The sequence below is a fragment of the Sphingobacterium sp. UBA1897 genome (genome assembly GCF_002337775.1).
Lineage (GTDB): Bacteria > Bacteroidota > Bacteroidia > Sphingobacteriales > Sphingobacteriaceae > Sphingobacterium > Sphingobacterium siyangense.
The window spans coordinates 33720-50490 of record NZ_DDGR01000031.1 but is presented as its reverse complement, the minus strand read 5'-3'; the positions used below and the strand labels follow the sequence as shown (position 1 = coordinate 50490).

General features: G+C 38.9%; 15 protein-coding genes and 1 tRNA gene. 6 read left to right on the top strand and 10 right to left on the bottom strand.

The window, feature by feature from the left end; all coding sequences use genetic code 11:
* The first annotated feature begins 89 nt into the window (after nt 1-89).
* Nucleotides 90-740 (top strand): ankyrin repeat domain-containing protein, encoded by a 651-nt coding sequence (locus B4N43_RS20855; protein ID WP_075993358.1) that lies wholly within the window; start codon nt 90-92, stop codon nt 738-740.
* Here the strand turns inward: B4N43_RS20855 and B4N43_RS20850 are convergent.
* A complete protein-coding gene (locus tag B4N43_RS20850) occupies nt 737-2020 on the bottom strand; it encodes a DUF2851 family protein (protein WP_286736072.1) in 1284 nt (427 codons plus the stop codon). The two genes, B4N43_RS20855 and B4N43_RS20850, sit on opposite strands and share 4 nt — an antisense overlap.
* Before the next feature lie 66 nt (nt 2021-2086).
* Entirely contained in the window at nt 2087-3133 is a 1047-nt protein-coding gene (ribD, locus tag B4N43_RS20845) for a bifunctional diaminohydroxyphosphoribosylaminopyrimidine deaminase/5-amino-6-(5-phosphoribosylamino)uracil reductase RibD (protein ID WP_286736071.1), read from the bottom strand.
* A gap of 34 nt (nt 3134-3167) precedes the next feature.
* Here ribD and prmC point away from each other — a divergent pair, with 34 nt between their 5' ends.
* The 3 genes from prmC (at nt 3168) to B4N43_RS20830 (ending at nt 6040) form a co-directional block, all read left to right on the top strand.
* A complete protein-coding gene (prmC, locus tag B4N43_RS20840; protein ID WP_286736070.1) occupies nt 3168-4028 on the top strand; it encodes a peptide chain release factor N(5)-glutamine methyltransferase in 861 nt (286 codons plus the stop codon).
* Between the two features lie 115 nt (nt 4029-4143).
* Nucleotides 4144-4216, top strand: a tRNA-Lys gene (locus tag B4N43_RS20835).
* Between the two features lie 786 nt (nt 4217-5002).
* Nucleotides 5003-6040, top strand: coding sequence for a LacI family DNA-binding transcriptional regulator (locus tag B4N43_RS20830; RefSeq protein ID WP_120332639.1), 1038 nt, complete (start codon nt 5003-5005; stop codon nt 6038-6040).
* A gap of 95 nt (nt 6041-6135) precedes the next feature.
* On the opposite strand, the gene B4N43_RS20825 is transcribed toward B4N43_RS20830, so the two are convergent.
* The 4 genes from B4N43_RS20825 to B4N43_RS20810 are packed head-to-tail and all read right to left on the bottom strand — an operon-like array spanning nt 6136 to nt 9007.
* A complete protein-coding gene (locus B4N43_RS20825) occupies nt 6136-6981 on the bottom strand; it encodes a hypothetical protein (RefSeq protein ID WP_070567717.1) in 846 nt (281 codons plus the stop codon).
* Nucleotides 6978-7361 (bottom strand): GntR family transcriptional regulator, encoded by a 384-nt coding sequence (locus B4N43_RS20820; protein WP_070567719.1) that lies wholly within the window; start codon nt 7359-7361, stop codon nt 6978-6980. Before B4N43_RS20820 ends, B4N43_RS20825 begins: the two co-directional genes overlap by 4 nt.
* Before the next feature lies 1 nt (nt 7362).
* Complete coding sequence (locus B4N43_RS20815; RefSeq protein ID WP_157626142.1) at nt 7363-8172, bottom strand: hypothetical protein; 810 nt, start codon at nt 8170-8172, stop codon at nt 7363-7365.
* Nucleotides 8156-9007 carry an ATP-binding cassette domain-containing protein gene (locus B4N43_RS20810; RefSeq protein ID WP_075993364.1) on the bottom strand — a complete coding sequence of 284 codons (852 nt, stop codon included), beginning with the start codon at nt 9005-9007 and terminating at the stop codon, nt 8156-8158. Before B4N43_RS20810 ends, B4N43_RS20815 begins: the two co-directional genes overlap by 17 nt.
* A gap of 723 nt (nt 9008-9730) precedes the next feature.
* On the opposite strand from B4N43_RS20810, the gene B4N43_RS20805 reads away from it, so the two are divergent.
* Nucleotides 9731-10207, top strand: coding sequence for a hypothetical protein (locus B4N43_RS20805; protein ID WP_286736069.1), 477 nt, complete (start codon nt 9731-9733; stop codon nt 10205-10207).
* Here the strand turns inward: B4N43_RS20805 and B4N43_RS20800 are convergent, their stop codons facing one another.
* From B4N43_RS20800 to B4N43_RS20790, 3 genes are read right to left on the bottom strand one after another with little or no spacing between them, the layout of a single operon-like run.
* Nucleotides 10208-10984 (bottom strand): enoyl-CoA hydratase/isomerase family protein, encoded by a 777-nt coding sequence (locus B4N43_RS20800; protein ID WP_088162209.1) that lies wholly within the window; start codon nt 10982-10984, stop codon nt 10208-10210.
* Nucleotides 10985-11824 carry a hydroxymethylglutaryl-CoA lyase gene (locus tag B4N43_RS20795; RefSeq protein WP_286736068.1) on the bottom strand — a complete coding sequence of 280 codons (840 nt, stop codon included), beginning with the start codon at nt 11822-11824 and terminating at the stop codon, nt 10985-10987. It abuts the gene before it with no gap.
* A gap of 6 nt (nt 11825-11830) precedes the next feature.
* Complete coding sequence (locus tag B4N43_RS20790; RefSeq protein WP_070567729.1) at nt 11831-12979, bottom strand: acyl-CoA dehydrogenase family protein; 1149 nt, start codon at nt 12977-12979, stop codon at nt 11831-11833.
* A gap of 154 nt (nt 12980-13133) precedes the next feature.
* On the opposite strand from B4N43_RS20790, the gene B4N43_RS20785 reads away from it, so the two are divergent.
* On the top strand, nt 13134-14741 hold the full coding sequence (locus tag B4N43_RS20785) for an acyl-CoA carboxylase subunit beta (protein ID WP_286736067.1): 1608 nt from the start codon (nt 13134-13136) through the stop codon (nt 14739-14741).
* Between the two features lie 91 nt (nt 14742-14832).
* Here the strand turns inward: B4N43_RS20785 and B4N43_RS20780 are convergent, their stop codons facing one another.
* Nucleotides 14833-16761, bottom strand: a complete 1929-nt coding sequence (locus B4N43_RS20780; protein ID WP_286736066.1) for an acetoacetate--CoA ligase — start codon at nt 16759-16761, stop codon at nt 14833-14835.
* Between the last annotated feature and the right edge of the window lie 10 nt (nt 16762-16771).

Genomic DNA, 16771 nt, shown 5'->3' with positions numbered 1-16771 from the left:
AAATTAAATACAAATATTTTCGCAAATCAAACATTTATTCTCATCAATAAAGTCTATTTTAGTGACAACGTTAGACAATTTGTTAAGACATGAACCTTTCCGTTTTAGAACAATATATTGAAGAAGGCAGAAGCCATGATATCGACTTATTATTGATTGGAAATCCCGAACTTTTACAAGAAACAACGAGTCATGGAATTTCTCCCCTCCTATTGGCTTGCTATTACAACAAACCCCAGATCATTCGGACACTTTTACAACACACCAAATCCATGACTATCCATGAGGCCTGTGCGGCCGGGTTAACCTCATACCTGGAGGCTATTATTTTGCAAGCTCCATCTGTTGTCAACGAATGGTCATCACAGGGTTTTACGCCATTGACCTTAGCAACATATTTCAACAAAGCAGACATTGTCCGTCTTTTGCTATCCAAAAAAGTCAATCCCAATGTCGTAACCAAAAATGAACAACTCACCACTGCGCTACATATTGCTGCGGCAAACAACAATGAAGAGATCGGCAAGTTGCTTATCGATGCTAATGCAAATGTCAATGCCATTCAAGCTACTGGTGAAACTCCACTTCATTTCGCGGCTCAATTTGGTAATATCGACTTTATTGTTGCCTTACTCGAAAATGGAGCCGACACCAGAGTCATCAATATTTCAGGATTAGCTCCAATGGATATGGCATATGAAAAAGGCCATAAGGAGATTGCAGAGATTTTAAAGAATTAATTTCTTTTTAAAATTTCTGATCCTATACTGCAATGAAGGCAGCGCTTCCTATCACAGTAAAATCTCTTTAATTGCAAAATCCCTTGACTTTGCAATGCGCTTTGAACAGGCCAATCATATTGAGTAAATTGTCTCACAACAACATTTTTTTCTGCAGGAAGCTGCTCTAAAAGATCTAGCGCTTTATCAATATATGACTGAATACTAAAATATTTACCGTATGAAAAAAGAAATACGATAATCACGTTAATAACAAGCGTGTCAATAGTTTCTTTACCCAGCCGAACCGATGTTTTTACCTTCGTTTTTGTACCAAAAGAAAAATATCCCCCAAAATAATCACCCGGCGACTCTATCTTAAATAATTTTCGAGCAGCCTCCAAATCATCCACAGCCAAAATCTTAGCAACGCCCAACTCGTTCTTACTAAACAAAAGAGCTAATTGCGTGATTCGCCGTTCAGGAAAATTATAAGGTCTCATTCTCATCCTTTTCCAAACCCCATAAATAGCCTCTATACCATGAATACGTTTTTGATACTCAAATTCACCAGCTAGCCGCTTCATATACTCGCTTTCTTGTCCCTGAATTAACAGCCTGCTGATCCCAAAGAAAAGAGCCTCTATTTTAAATAGGTTGGAACGATATTTTTGTAAAATGTTCCAAGGTAATTTTTCCCCAAGCTCCTGAAATGTATCTGCATTAACTTTTAATCCCATACATCTGCAGATCCATACCCATAAAGTTTTTTCCCAATCCGTATTACATTGTTTTAAGATCACCGACATTTGTTGAAACTTCATTTCTAGGCGTTCAATAGCTAAACTACTCAGCCATATGGATTTTTTAAAAAGATCGACAGAACTAAGCTGAAATTCACAAGGTATCGAACTTTTAGTATTCATCATCACTGAATACCGCTCCAAGAGATGCTGTTCCACATATTCCGAAAGCACCAATGTCGGTATCGATGTCCCATCATTTCGGTAGATAACTTTATCATTTTTCCACACCACATGTAAGATAACGTTATTATAAACGACATCTTCTTGATGACAATGTCGATCCCAATCCGAAGATTGGATATGCATCTCGACATGACCAAACCAATCATTATCTTTACACCTAATATGTGACATGAGAAAATCGGGGCCGGAATCTGTATTATATTGCCCCACATGAACAACGACCAAGGGTTCTCCATCAGTAGAATTCAACCCATTTGCACGGAATAGCCGAAGTTTCCAGATAAACTGCATTAAGTTTTCTGTAACTAACATAATTGTAATTTTAGAATTAAATCAACCGGCTATGGCTTATAATTCCTTAAATATACAATTTAATAATTACTGTTTCTTATAGATCTTTAAAAGATCATTGGAAACCAATTTGCTTTCTAGCAATTGTCCTTTAAATTGAGGAGCCTCAATCCCCTTCAATAATGTTGTTTCAGACTCAAATACCCTTGCCTCATCCCAGAGATCCGCATCTATAAACATTTGCAGAGTAGCACGCCCTCCTTCTATGATTATTGACTGAACATCCATTAAATAAAGTTGATAAAGAATATTCTGCGGCAGATACAACCCATAATTTTCAAGCTCAATATACTTCACATTTGCTGTCCATTCTGTCTTTTTAGCATTGAACACTATTGTATCAGCTTGCTCATTGAGAATATTAGCATCTAGCGGGATAGCAAGATCTCTATCTAAAAGAATACGCAATGGGTTTTTACCCTGCCATTCTCTTACGGTTAGACTGGGATTATCTACGACTGCAGTATTTGTACCAACCAAAATAGCATCTTCCTCCGCTCTCCAACGGTGAACCAACTGTTGGCTTGCGGCATTACTTATCCAAACCTGCTTACCCTCTTGTCCTATAAAACCATCCTTGGTTTGTGCCCATTTTAAAATAACATAGGGACGAAATTGACCGATACGTGTAAAAAACCGACGGTTGAGCCATATGGCCTCTTTTTCCAGTAAACCAATTTCGACCTCAATACCTGCTTCCCGTAGTATTTCTACTCCTTTGCCATTGACCTTTGCGAAAGGATCCAAACAGGCTATAAAAACTTTCAACGGTTTCAGCTCCGCAATCATATTTGCACAGGGGGGTGTCTTTCCATAATGCGCGCAAGGTTCAAGGCTGACATAAAAAGTACTTTCTGCGATAAGCCGCTTTGCCTTTTCCCCATACTTTTGCATAACCTGTTGTACAGCATTGACCTCAGCATGCGGCCCACCATACGGAGAAGTATACCCTTCACCGATAATTTTACCGTCCAAAACAATGACAGCCCCAACCATTGGATTGGGACTCACTGAACCCGCACCCATTTGGGCCAGTTCCAAACAACGATGCATATATTGCCTGTGCATATCCATAGATACAAATCTATGAAAATCGTACATTTGACACATGAAAATACTTCAAGATTTCGAATTATTATTTCAACATGAGCTTCAGGAGTTATATGATGAGGATGAAATAAAAGCTATATTCTTAGTGGTTGTTGCCGAAAAGTTTGGGTTAAATAGGACCAATTATCAATTGAGAAAAACAGCTATCGTCAACGAGGCGGATAAGGCTGAAGTACTTAGCATCCTTCAGGATCTAAAAAAGCACAGACCTATACAGTACATACTCAATAGGGCAGATTTTTATGGTGAAGTTTTCCAGGTCAATGAATCTGTCCTCATTCCACGCCAGGAAACTGAAGAACTTGTCGATCTGATCATCAAAAACCATAAATCTTCTCAAAACCTAAAAATTATAGATATCGGAACTGGCTCTGGCTGCATCCCTATCACCTTATCAAAGCATCTCAATAATGCCCTGGTAACCACGATAGACATCTCAAAAGAGGCGATAAAAACAGCACAGGAAAATGCTAATAATTTAAAAACTCAGGTTCAATTTATCAATGCGGATATATTTGAGTGGGAATACATTTTCTCCGACCAACACTATAATATCATTGTATCCAATCCGCCCTATATAACCCCGGGAGAAAAGCAGCATATGAACCAAAACGTATTGGCTTATGAACCTGAGCTCGCATTATTCATTGAAGAAAGTGCTCCACTGATTTTTTATGATGTTATTTCATCCTTTGCACTGAAACATTTAGCCCCAAATGGAGATCTATATTTTGAAATCAATCAATATCTCGGTGCAGAAATGAAAGAACTTATGGTCAAAAAAGGATTTGAACAGGTCAAACTTATAAAAGACATCAATGGAGCAGACCGAATAATCCATGCAAAAAAAGCGCGATAAAAAATAATCCGTTTATTTATTAAGCAGTTAAGGTCTTTTCATCAAAATTTGCACGCAATAATTTGGCATATATCAAAAGAAATTCTACCTTTGCATCACTTTCAAAAACAGAAAGGATTCCGTAGCTCAGCTGGTAGAGCAATACACTTTTAATGTATGGGTCCTGGGTTCGAATCCCAGCGGGATCACTAAAGAAAAGCTAATCGCAAGATTAGCTTTTCTTGTTTTAACGATATTAGGATTCGAAAGAAGGGTCGGCCGGGTTCGATCCAATGGAGGCTCAGGGCTGTGCTTGGGAAATGAGGGGCTGAGCCAATCCCAGCGGGATCACTAAAGAAAAGCTAATCGCAAGATTAGCTTTTCTTATTTAACACTCACGGGAACTTCTTTTTGTCCTGCAAAAATTACCGGTAAAACCGAAAAGCTACAACAAAACCAATACGCAACCCCATTCAGCCTATAGTTTACCGATAATCTAATATTGGACTGTTCTCACAAAACTATTTTCATTATCAGTTGTCTCTATTTATACAGACAAAAATTTTAATGATGAAAAGGCAATTAACATACATAATAATGTCATCCTCTTTTTTCCTTATTACAAGCTGCTCCGTAATAGAAGGGATATTCAAGGCTGGTGTTTGGACAGGCATCCTCATCGTAGTTGTTATAGTCGCCCTTGTCCTTTGGATCATCAGTAAACTTTTCGGTGGCACCAAATAACAGCCTCCTCTTTTAACAAACTTTTCGACACCTTTCGCCCGAATACCAACAACATCTCATCAATTCTCATTAACAACGCTTTTCTTGATCTCCATTTGAAAACATGTTTTTTATCTTATCTTTATAATTTCAAGAATTTACGGGCTCAATACATTAAAAATAGTAACCGATAATTCAAGAATAATTCTAGCGCTATCTTACCATCGTATTGACGCTAGAACATTTGTAATCAATGAAAGAGGATCGAGCACATGAAGAGATTTACGTTAAAAGAGATTGGCCAACAGTTAAACCTATCTCCAGGAACCATTTCCAAAGCACTAAACGATAGCCATGAAATAAGTGCAGAAACAAAAAAGCTAATCTTAGATTTTACACAGAAAATCAATTATATACCAAATTTCTCCGCAAAAAGCTTAAAAACGGGGCGTTCAAACACATTAGCAATCATTGTTCCATTTATCTCAAGCTCTTTTTTCTTTGATTTCTACGAAGAGATCTCGCATATTCTATCGCAGACGAATTACAAACTGATCCTATTGCAGACTTTTAACGACGAGAAAAAAGAAAAAGAAGCGCTGGAACTTTGCATACAAAGCAATATCGAAGGAGTGATCATTTCCCCTGTGAAAAATGATTCAAGCTTATCGCTTTTGTTTTATATGATGGAGCAGGTTTGTCCTGTTATTATTTTCGACCGAATAAACCATCAGCTCGATACATTCAAAATCGGAATCCAAAACAACAAGGTCATCTACCAGGCAACAGAAGAAATGATCAAAAACAGAAGAGAAAATATCATTCTTTTACTATGTAAAGATATCGGCGGAAATGTAAGCCGTATAAAAGGATATAAAGATGCACTCTTCAACGCCGGCGTACCCTTCAAAGAAGAAAATATTATAGAAATATCCTATTCTAGCCCCAAGGACAATATCGATGACGAACTGGAAAGCAAAATAAACACGTTATTAAATAAGCCCTCCGCTCCAAATGCACTCCTCTCAACGACAGACACCCTGTCGTTAAAAGTTTTGCACATATTAAATAAATTGAAGGTGAAAATTCCTGATGACATGAACTTAATTGGCTTTAGCAACACCCCCTTTGCCAACAGTCTCAATCCATCTCTAACAACAATCACCCAACCAACACAGCTTATGGCAGAAAAATCGGTAGAACTCCTCTTGCAGATGTTAAAGAAAAAGAACAAAAAGAATTATTTCGAATTCGAGACGTATTTTTTGGACTGCAGTATCGAACACCGAAAATCCACATCATCCCTTTAAAGAAAAGGTCAAAATTCCATAGCGGAATTTTGACCTTTTCAGAAAATACCGATCTCTACTATTAACGATCGACCGCAACATCCACCAATTAAACCTTACTTAATCAATGATCGCAATGCATGGACAGGCAAATCTATTTTAGTATCATTGGATAGATTCCCGTTCAATGTTCCCCATTGCAAACTATCTAAACGGACAGATGATTTCCCTTCAGTTTTAATATTCAGAAGACCAACTTTGGCTTCAGGTCCTTTCCTATTGAAATAAACTTCTGAATTGTTTGCCACAATATCTGCACTTTGATAATTCGTACGCGGAAGTCCCAAAACACTATTCGTCGTGTTAACAAATAAACGACCAACAAGAGAATTCCCCTTACTGTCCGTCCCGCCAAGATCATCAATAGTGGAATTTGTCAGGTTCAGGTTCAACGTATTTATAACGGATTTCTCCGCAAGGGAAAATACCTCAACGCTATCACCTACAACAGTCAACTCGTTCAACTTGGCCGACAACTCGTTAATACCCGCATTTTTTAATTTTAAAACCTTAAGATCAGGTGAAAAAATATAGATTGACTTATAAAACCCCTCTCCTCCTGATAAAAGATCTAAGGTAAGATTGCCAGATTGATCAACATTCGCTTTCACAAAGTCGGCTTGACTTTTATTAACTTTAACCATAAACTTATCGCTTTTCACCCAGTACAACCCTACACCGCTTGCATTGGCACCTACAATATAAAGCTTATCGAAAGCTGCCAAGGGGAACGACCGGTAATAAACATCCTTCGCCCCTGGCTTAGATACCTCCTGCTCAACATCAGCATTATATTTTTTCGCATCCACTCGATTTATACGAACAAGGTAGGACGCGACAAGCATCGGAACCGCGAATAAGCCTATTGCTAATCCCATTATTATTTTTGTACTTAATTTCATGACTCATTTTGATTAAAATTCTGACTTACAAACCGTCTATAACGTTGCTCTAACTCATCCAGACCGATTTCCAATAAATAAATATTACGAAAAAACAAGGGAAGATCTTCTTCTAGAAAAATTGCCTTTCTATATAACTTCACATTCTTCACCGATTCTTGTGTCAGAAAAAAACCGATCCCGCGCTTATTGGCTATAATTTCTTTCTGCTGCAACATATCGTAGGTCCGCATAACAGTATTGGGGTTAACCTCCATCTGAACTGCCAATTCCCTTACTGAGGGGAGTTTTTCATCCACTTTCCAGGTCGCTAGCAAAATATGATCACATACATACTCAGCAATCTGAAGGTAAATGGCTTTATTTGCATTGAACTCCATATTAAATCTCCTTTTCTTTTAACCTTAAAAAAGCAACCGCCCAAATCATTATGGTAAGTAACACTCCTACAGCGCCGATCAATGCAAAAATATGATTTGAATCAGACCAATAGTTATTATCCATTGTACCTACGGTATCCTGGGTCTGAGTCTTCATTAAGTAAACAAAAAGACACATCCAAACAACACAGTAAAGCACAAGAAAAATAGCCGTCTTTACATATTGATAGTTTTGGTAGACGATCCCACCAAGTAAGAAAATTGCATTCAGAAGAATTGGTATAAAACAAAAATAATAAGCCGGTTCAGGGTATTGAACCTTGAAAAAGTACTGCCATAGATCCACACTGACCGTCTCCCCTGATGGCTGTACTTCATTTACAACCACAGAACCAACGCTCCTCAAATAAGAAACAAATGCCAGATCGATCAAATAAAAGACCAATAAGTATGAACCAATACTCACGACAACCGTATAGAATAAGCTGACCAGAAACTTTTCCAATTGTGACGCCGGAATCATCAGCTCAAAAATCGCCCGGGTCTTTTTCCCTAAATCAGCAAAATAACTGCTCGAGATAACCGTTACAAAAAAGAGTCCCAAGATACAAAACAACGGTGCTCTGAAATTTAGCAACGAATAAACAGTATTCTTTTTGATGTCATCATAATTTGACCCCAAATTAACCGCATAAAAACCAAAAATTACCCCGGCAATAATCCCTATTGACATCAGATAAATTCGTCCAAAACCAATCCATTGTCTTCGAATCAGTCCAAAAAAACGCGTAGCATTAAATAGATTTGACATATTCATCAAGTTTAATAAGGTCCGTAATTTTTTCCTTGCACTGTAACACAGCATTAAATAACAACTCCAAATCCAGTTTCGAATCTTCTACCGCCGAGTTTGGGAGAATAACATTAAAACCGCCTACTCCTTCTTCGGAATAGAGTGTATCCAAAGGCAATTCTCTTACTTTTTTAAAGCATAAACGATCAGTAATCACATGCATCGGAGCATTGAGTGCAACCTTATGATCATCAAGCAGAATAACAGCATCAATAAGATTATCCAGATCACGCACCTGATGTGTGGAGATAATTACACATCGATCGTCAGTAATGGCAGAAGCCATGATCTTTCGAAACTGAACCTTAGAAGGAATATCCAAACCATTCGTTGGCTCATCCATGATGATCACTTTCGTGTTAGACGCTAAACCGAAAGAAATAATATATTTCTTTTTCTGTCCATAACTCATGTTTGCTAATTTTTGCTCAATAGGAATATCGAACTCACGAATAAGCTGATCGAAATATACCTGATCGAAGTTGGGGTAGAACCCTGCATTAGCCTTCAGAAACTGTTCCGATTTTACGGCAGGGAGATAAAACTCTTCCGGAATAAAACTAATCTCTCTTAACAAGGAAGGTTCCCTTCGATTAGGGTTATGCCCCAGCACATCAACTCGCCCCGAAACAGGATATACCAAACCGGCAATATTCTTAAGCAAAGTTGATTTACCAGCACCATTCTTCCCCAACAAGCCATAGATATGCCCCTGCTTCAATTCAAGATCCATATGAAGAAAGAGTGGCCTTGATTTACTATAGCTGAAATTTAGATTTTGGATAGTAACCATACTACTGTATTATTTAATTAATACACTAATATAGAAACGAATTTTATATAATTCCAAAAATATTTTAAAAAAAATACAGGCAGGGCTTTGCTTACGCTCAGGCATTACTTTATTTTAATAGCGCCAATCGGGCATAGGACAACATAAACACTCAATTTATGTAATAAACATAATGCAATGACAAACAAATAGTTATTTAAATACATTATGAAATTCATAATAAACAAAAGGCAACTTTAACGAGATGCGTTATCCGTGTTAAAAAACTGAACAAATTACAACTATCCGCCAAAACTAAAATAACCCCATTCTAAGCCTAAATAAATTAAAACTACACAAACCCCTTGAGAAAAACAAACAGCACCTCAGAGAGGCTAAAAACAGCCAAAACCAAAACATACAAGAGTAGTATTGATTACTCAATAGGAAATACCTTTGTTCTTGCAATCATTTGAACTGTGTGTTTGGACTAGTTAATCGTTATTCTCCACCTGACCGATGAATACCAAATTACACGCAATAGCAGTATTAACCAAGAGTTAAACAAAACACAAAAAAAACTAATAATCAAAACAATAAAAAACTTATATAAACAAGAAATACACATAAATATGACATACCTTGAACAACAGATTAGTCAACTGATGAAAAACCGTCGTTTATTTTATGTGATGATATTGCTTAAAATAGCTTTAAATCTATTTTATTATCATCTTTGTCTGTATGATGAATTACATTTATCCTTTCATTCTAGCGATGCATTCTTTATGGAGATGGGAGGTATTGATTGTGCTAACGATTAGTCTCGCGAACTTTTTTTACAAAAGAAAAAAGGAACTTCCATTCTCCCCTACCGATCAATTTCTTGTAAAAATTACGGTTATTTCTTTTTATATTCAGCTATTTTTGGGTTTTAGCCTCTGTGTACTGAGTCCCATCACACAGTACTTTCTGCAACATTTTAACGAAGCAGTTCACCTCAGGCAAATTCGCTTCTTTGGCATGGAGCACAGTAGCATGATGATTATTGCCGCAATCTGCTTAACAATAGGTGCCCTTAAAAGCAAAAACGCCGATACAAACGATCGACGTTTTAAAATATTATTAATCTGGTTTGGACTAGCTCTCCTGATCGTCCTTAGCTCCATTCCCTGGGAATTCTCACCGCTGACAAGCAGACCTAGTTTTCGATCATTTTAATTAGCTATTTTGCCAGTTGGCTTTTCTCTTATTTCGCATTGCATCCATTCCTTCTTTGAAATCATTGGTTTTACGCAAATCCGCCAAGCTCTCCAATAGAAAGTTATACTTATCATCATAATCTTGCTCTTTTAATTTTCGCAGTGCTACAAAACCCCGTGATATGGCCAAGGGAGCATTTTCCAGGATCGTCCTTTTCAATTCAATCAATACTGTTTCTTCAGCATCCAGGATGCCATAAACGATTTCCCTTTTCAAAGCCTCCTCCGCAGAAAAAGACCGACCACTGATACAGAGATCCATGGCTTTTCTTTCAGGCATATATTCTGTAAGCAACGCCAACACCTGAAATGGAAAGAGCCCAATTTTCACTTCAGGCAAAGAAAAACGTACATGTGGGAGAGCAAATAAATACGTACAGGATAATGCTATCAAAAAACCACCTGCAATAACATCTCCCCTAACAACACAGATTGAAGGCTTATCTAAACAGGCAAATATTTCTGCCAGTGACTTTTCAACCTTGGGAATTGCCGAATTTCCAATATCTAATGTAGGGTCCTCAAAAGCTTTAAGATCCATACCAGCACAGAACACCGGACCTTCAGCCTCTATTTGTACTAAACGAACATCAGGATTGCTATTCGCCAGATTCAATGCATAGGCTATTTCGCTCACCATTGTCGGACTAAAAGCATTTCTTTTATCCGAACGGGCTAAGGTCAAGTTGAACACATGCCCCTCAACGTGCACTTTAATAAAATTCAGTTTTTCCATCTACAAAATCATTTGTCTGAAGCTATGCTCCAATCCGATTATTTCAGCATCAGTTCCTCGTCCAAAATAATGCAACAACAGCTCTGAAGGTATATTACCGACCAAATCATCTTTTGCAAATGGACAACCGCCATAACCGAGCAATGCGCCTTCAAATTTACGGCAACCCGCCAGATAAGCTGCTTCAATCTTTGCAAGACTCTCCTCTCGCCTTGCATGAAAATGTGCGCCTACTTCCAGTGTTGGAAAACGAGTTTTAACAAAACTAAATAATTCTGAGATCTGATTTGCATCGGCTTCTGAAGTTGTGTCTGCCAAAGAAAATTCCCGAATGCCAAGATCGCATAATTTTCCAATCCACTCTTCTACCAAAAGCGGGGACCAAGGGTCACTGTATGGGTTTCCAAAAGCCATGCTAATATAAACAACCAGAGATTTATGCTGCGAGTCGGCCAAAGCTTTCATTTCTTTTACCTGCTGATAAGAAGCCGCCAAGCCCATATTGGTATTTCGAAGTTGAAATGTTTCCGATATTGAAAATGGATACCCTAAAAAGTGGATTTTTTCCTCTAGAGCTGCCTCCTGCGCGCCCCGAAGATTGGCGACAATCGCCAATAACTTCACTTTTTCATTCGTTCTGATTCCTTCCAGTACTGCTTTTGTATCCGCCAACTGCGGAACTGCTTTCGGCGAAACGAAAGATCCAAAATCAATAACATCAAACAGCCCACTTTCGATTAACGTATTGATATGTTTAATTTTCTTATCCGTCTCAATAAGGTTATGAAGCCCTTGAACAGCGTCTCTTGGGCAATCAACCAATACAACTTGATCCCTCATAATATGCTATAAAATATCTTTCTCAATCTCTCTAGCAATCACCATTTTCTGAATGCTTGAAGTCCCTTCACCTATTGTACATAACTTGGCATCTCTAAAAAACTTCTCGGCAGGATAGTCCTTTGTAAATCCATAACCACCAAAGATTTGTACAGATTCATTCGAAACACTAACGGCAGCCTCCGACGCATAAAGTTTAGCCATCGCACCAATTTTAGAAACACGATCTCCATGATCCTTTAAATAGCCTGCCTGCCTCGTCAACAGTTCACTGGCTTCCACCTGTGTCGCCATATCTGCTAGCGCAAAAGAAACCGCCTGAAATTCGTAAATCTTTTTCCCAAACTGCTCACGCTCGTGCGCATATTTCAACGCGCACTCGTAAGCTCCGCGTGCAATACCCAAAGAAAGTGCCGCAATAGAAATACGTCCGCCATCCAATAATTTTAAGGCCTGCACAAAGCCCTGCCCTTCTTCACCAATGAGTTGATCCCGATGAATCCGACAATTATCAAAAAACAGACAGGCAGTTTCTGAGGCACGCATCCCCAATTTATTTTCTTTCTTTCCTGCGGTAAATCCAGGTGTACCTTTCTCAACAATAAAAGCTGACATCCCTTTTTTATCTCCCTTAGCCCCCGTCCGCGCAATAACGACAGCAACACTAGAACTGATGGCATGCGTGATAAAATTTTTAGAACCATTTAACACGTAGTGATCACCATCTCGCTCAGCAAATGTCGTCATTCCACCAGCGTCCGAACCAGAACCTGTCTCTGTAAGTCCCCAGGCACCGATCCATTCAGCTGTCGCCAACTTTGGAAGATAACGTTTCTTCTGTTCTTCACTGGCAAAGCTTAATATATGATTTGTACATAACGAATTATGCGCCGCTACGGAAAGTCCAATTGAGCCACACACCTTGGAAATCTCATCCAAAACGGTAATATACTCCTGGTATCCGAGTCCCGATCCACCATATTCTTCAGGAACGATCACACCCATGAAACCGTGTTCGCCTAACTTTTTAAAAACTTCTATTGGAAATATTTGGGCTTCGTCCCATTCCATCACATAAGGTTTGATATGATACTGTGCAAAATCTCGTGCACTTTGTCTGATCATATCCATTTGTTGTTTATTTTCAATAAACATAAGCATGAATATTAAATTTACAATCGGTAATTCAATTCAAATATATCAAAATATTTAGGAATAAAATTGCAAATATTTTAAAATTTTATTTTAAATTTATCTAAAAATAAGAAATTCTTAATTCAACAGCTTTTTAAAACCAAGATTATAAATTATGAAGGAGCTACTCGCATTACTTCGCCAAAAAAGAGAAAATTTAAAACTAGGTGGTGGCATCGATAAAATAAAAAAACTGAAAGAAAAGGGTAAAATGTCAGCCTGGGAACGAATAGAATATCTACTGGACCCAGACCGAGAATATCTGGAAATAGGCATGTTTGCCGGCGAGGGAATGTATAAAGAACATGGCGGATGCATAAATGCGGGCTGCGCAGCGGTACTGGGCTATGTAAAATCCAAACTATGTGTCATCGTCTCTAACGATGCAACCGTAAAAGCAGGAGCCTGGTTCCCTATTTCTGCCAAGAAAAATCTACGCGCACAGGAAATTGCCATGGAAAACAATCTTCCAATTATTTATTTGGTAGATTCTGCAGGTGTGTTTTTACCGATGCAGGATGAAATATTTCCCGATAAAGAACACTTTGGCCGCATATTCCGTAACAATGCCCGAATGTCTTCCATGGGAATACCTCAAATTGCAGCAATCATGGGAAGTTGCGTGGCAGGTGGCGCTTATCTCCCTATCATGTCCGACTACGCCTTTATCGTCGAAGGAACAGGCTCTGTATTTTTAGCAGGCCCATACCTGGTCAAATCTGCGATAGGTGAAACCGTAGACGCTGAAACACTCGGCGGAGCTTCTACCCATTCGGAGATATCCGGCGTGACAGACAATAAATTTCCCGACGACCAAAGTTGTTTAGAGGCCATAAAAAATGTTATCGATAAAATCGGTGGAAATCCAAAAGCTAATTTCAACAGAAAGCAAAGCCTTCCTCCAAAAACAGATCCGAGTAAAATAGTAGAGATTCTTCCCGAAGACAGAACAAAACCTTATCGCATGCAGGATATCTTGAATGCAATTGTAGACGCAGATACTTTAGAGGAATACAAACCCGATTATGGAAAAACCATTGTCTGCGCCCTCGCACGTGTAGACGGTTGGGCTGTCGGGATTGTTGCCAATCAACGTGAAATTATCAAAGCCAAGAAACCCGGTAACGCAATGGAAATGCAGATGGGCGGGGTTATCTATAGTGATTCAGCAGATAAGGCAGCGCGCTTCATCATGAATTGCAACCAGCAGAACATTCCGCTTGTGTTTTTTCAGGACGTCACTGGATTTATGGTAGGAAGCCGATCAGAGCAAGGGGGGATTATCAAAGACGGAGCAAAAATGGTAAATGCAATGGCCAATTCCGTAGTTCCAAAATTCACTTTTATTGTTGGAAATAGTTATGGCGCAGGAAACTATGCGATGTGTGGAAAAGCGTATGACCCACGACTAATCTACGCTTGGCCTACTGCCCAAATGGCTGTCATGAGCGGTGCCGCTGCAGGCAAGACACTGTTTCAAATCCAAGAATCAGCTTTAAAAACCAAGGGTCAAGAAATTAATGAAGAAGAAAAAAACAGTCTCCTTAAATCAATAGAAGATCGGTACAACGAGCAACTGAGTCCGTATTACGCTGCTGCAAGATTATGGGTTGATGGAATTATAGCGCCTGAAGAAACACGAAAAGTCATCAGCATGGGAATTGAAGCTGCCAACGAAAAACCTATTCTAGAACGGTATAATGTAGGTGTTATACAGGTCTGAGTGGAGTAAAATTAAATTAGAAAACCCCTCAAACGACAAACTTCATCATCAGAGGGGTTTTCTAATTAGGTATTTTTATATCATACTATACTTAAGATCTTCTCCAGATTTTACTGATCGCTTCAAAGTCTAACAAAGATTCTCTGTTCCGCATAATATCTACTGACACCGCTTTTTCTACAGTCATTCCCGAAAAAATCTTCTTAATAGGCAGCTCCAGTTTTTTACCGCTTAACGTGTAAGGAATAGCCGATACCTGAAAAATATCGTCAGGCACATGTCGCGGACTATATTGTTGCCGAAGCTCCCGTTTAATCTCCCCTTTTAACGCATCATTCAATAAACCATTGTCCAATTGAACAAAAAGCAACATATCAGATGATCCATTTTCATGATCTACACAGATAACCAAACTATCCAAGACCCCTTTGGTTCTATTTAAAACATTATAGATCTCTGCAGTACCGATACGTACGCCACCGCGGTTCAGCGTTGCATCTGAACGACCGTACATAATTATTCCATCATGTACAGTGATCTTAATCCAATCACCATGGCTCCAAACACCGCTATATTTATCAAAATAACTATCAAAGTATTTTTTATTCGCCAAATCATTCCAAAAATAGATGGGCATACAGGGCATGGGAGCTAAAATAACAAGTTCTCCCACCTCTCCATAAAGATGATGGCCATTCTCATCAAATGCTTCTATCTTAGCTCCTAAGGTGCGACATTGGATCTCCCCTGCATAAACATCAAGCAATGTACACCCCGAAAGAAAGGCACTGCAAACGTCTGTACCACCACTTAGCGAGACAATTTGACTCTCTGGAAACTGTACATTTAGCCATTCAAATACATCTGGTGGAAGTGGTGAACCTGTCGACCCTATTGTTTTTGGCTGATAAGCCAAGGATTTTAAATCTTGATCCTGACAGGAGATGAGATAAGCAGCACCAACGCCAAAATGGTCCACCTTGCTTTCTTGTGCAAACTTCCATAAACTTAATTTATCGGGATAATTCGTAGCCCCATCATATATACACAATGTATTTCCCATTAAAAGGGCCGAAAGCGCGTAATTCCACATCATCCATCCAGTAGTGGAATACCACATGAATCGATCCCCGTCTTGCACATTTTGATGCAGTCCAAGTGCTTTCATATGTTCCAGCAGCATACCACCAACTCCATGTGTAATGGCTTTGGGCTTCCCGGTAGTTCCCGAAGAATACAAAATCCATATTGGCGCATCAAAAGGCATTGCCGTAAATTGGAGCTCAGCCTGTGTAAGATCCTTTTTCAGAATCTCTTCCCAAATATTGTCATCAATCAAAACACAAGCCAGTAAAGATGGTAGCCGCAGAGAAAGTTGTTTAATACTCTCCGCCTTTTCAAAAAGACGGCCATTATAGTAATAACTGGAATTTGCGAAGAGCACTTTGGGTTCAATCTGCTCAAAACGATCCTGAATACTCGCCTCCCCAAAATCGGGCGAACAACAGGACCAAACAGCACCAATGGAATTAACAGCCAAAAATAACGCAACAGCCTCAATGCCATTAATTAATACACCAGCGACGCGATCCCCACTTTGTACCCCTAGTTCCTTCAAATAGACCTGAAGTTTGAGAACCATGGATTCCAACTCAGTCCATGACACCTCTCTTTTAACTTGCTGTTCAGATTGAAAGATTATTGCCGGACGCTTTTCCGTTGTGTTTCGAAATACGTGTTCAGCATAATTCAAGGTAGCCCCAGCAAACCATTTTGTTCCGATAAAGCTTGTAGGATCTGCTGGCGACTCAACAATAGTTGTAAAGCCTGAATGAAACTTTATATTAAAATAGGTGGCTATACTCTTCCAAAAACTAGCCAGTTCCGTCGTAGACCATGCCCAAAGCTCCTGATAGGATGGAAAGAATAAGCCATGCTCCTTCTCGACATATTGTTTAAACTTATTGATCTCAGATTGAGATTTTTGCTCTTCTGTTGGGCTCCAGAGTAATTTCCCCATAATAGTTAGC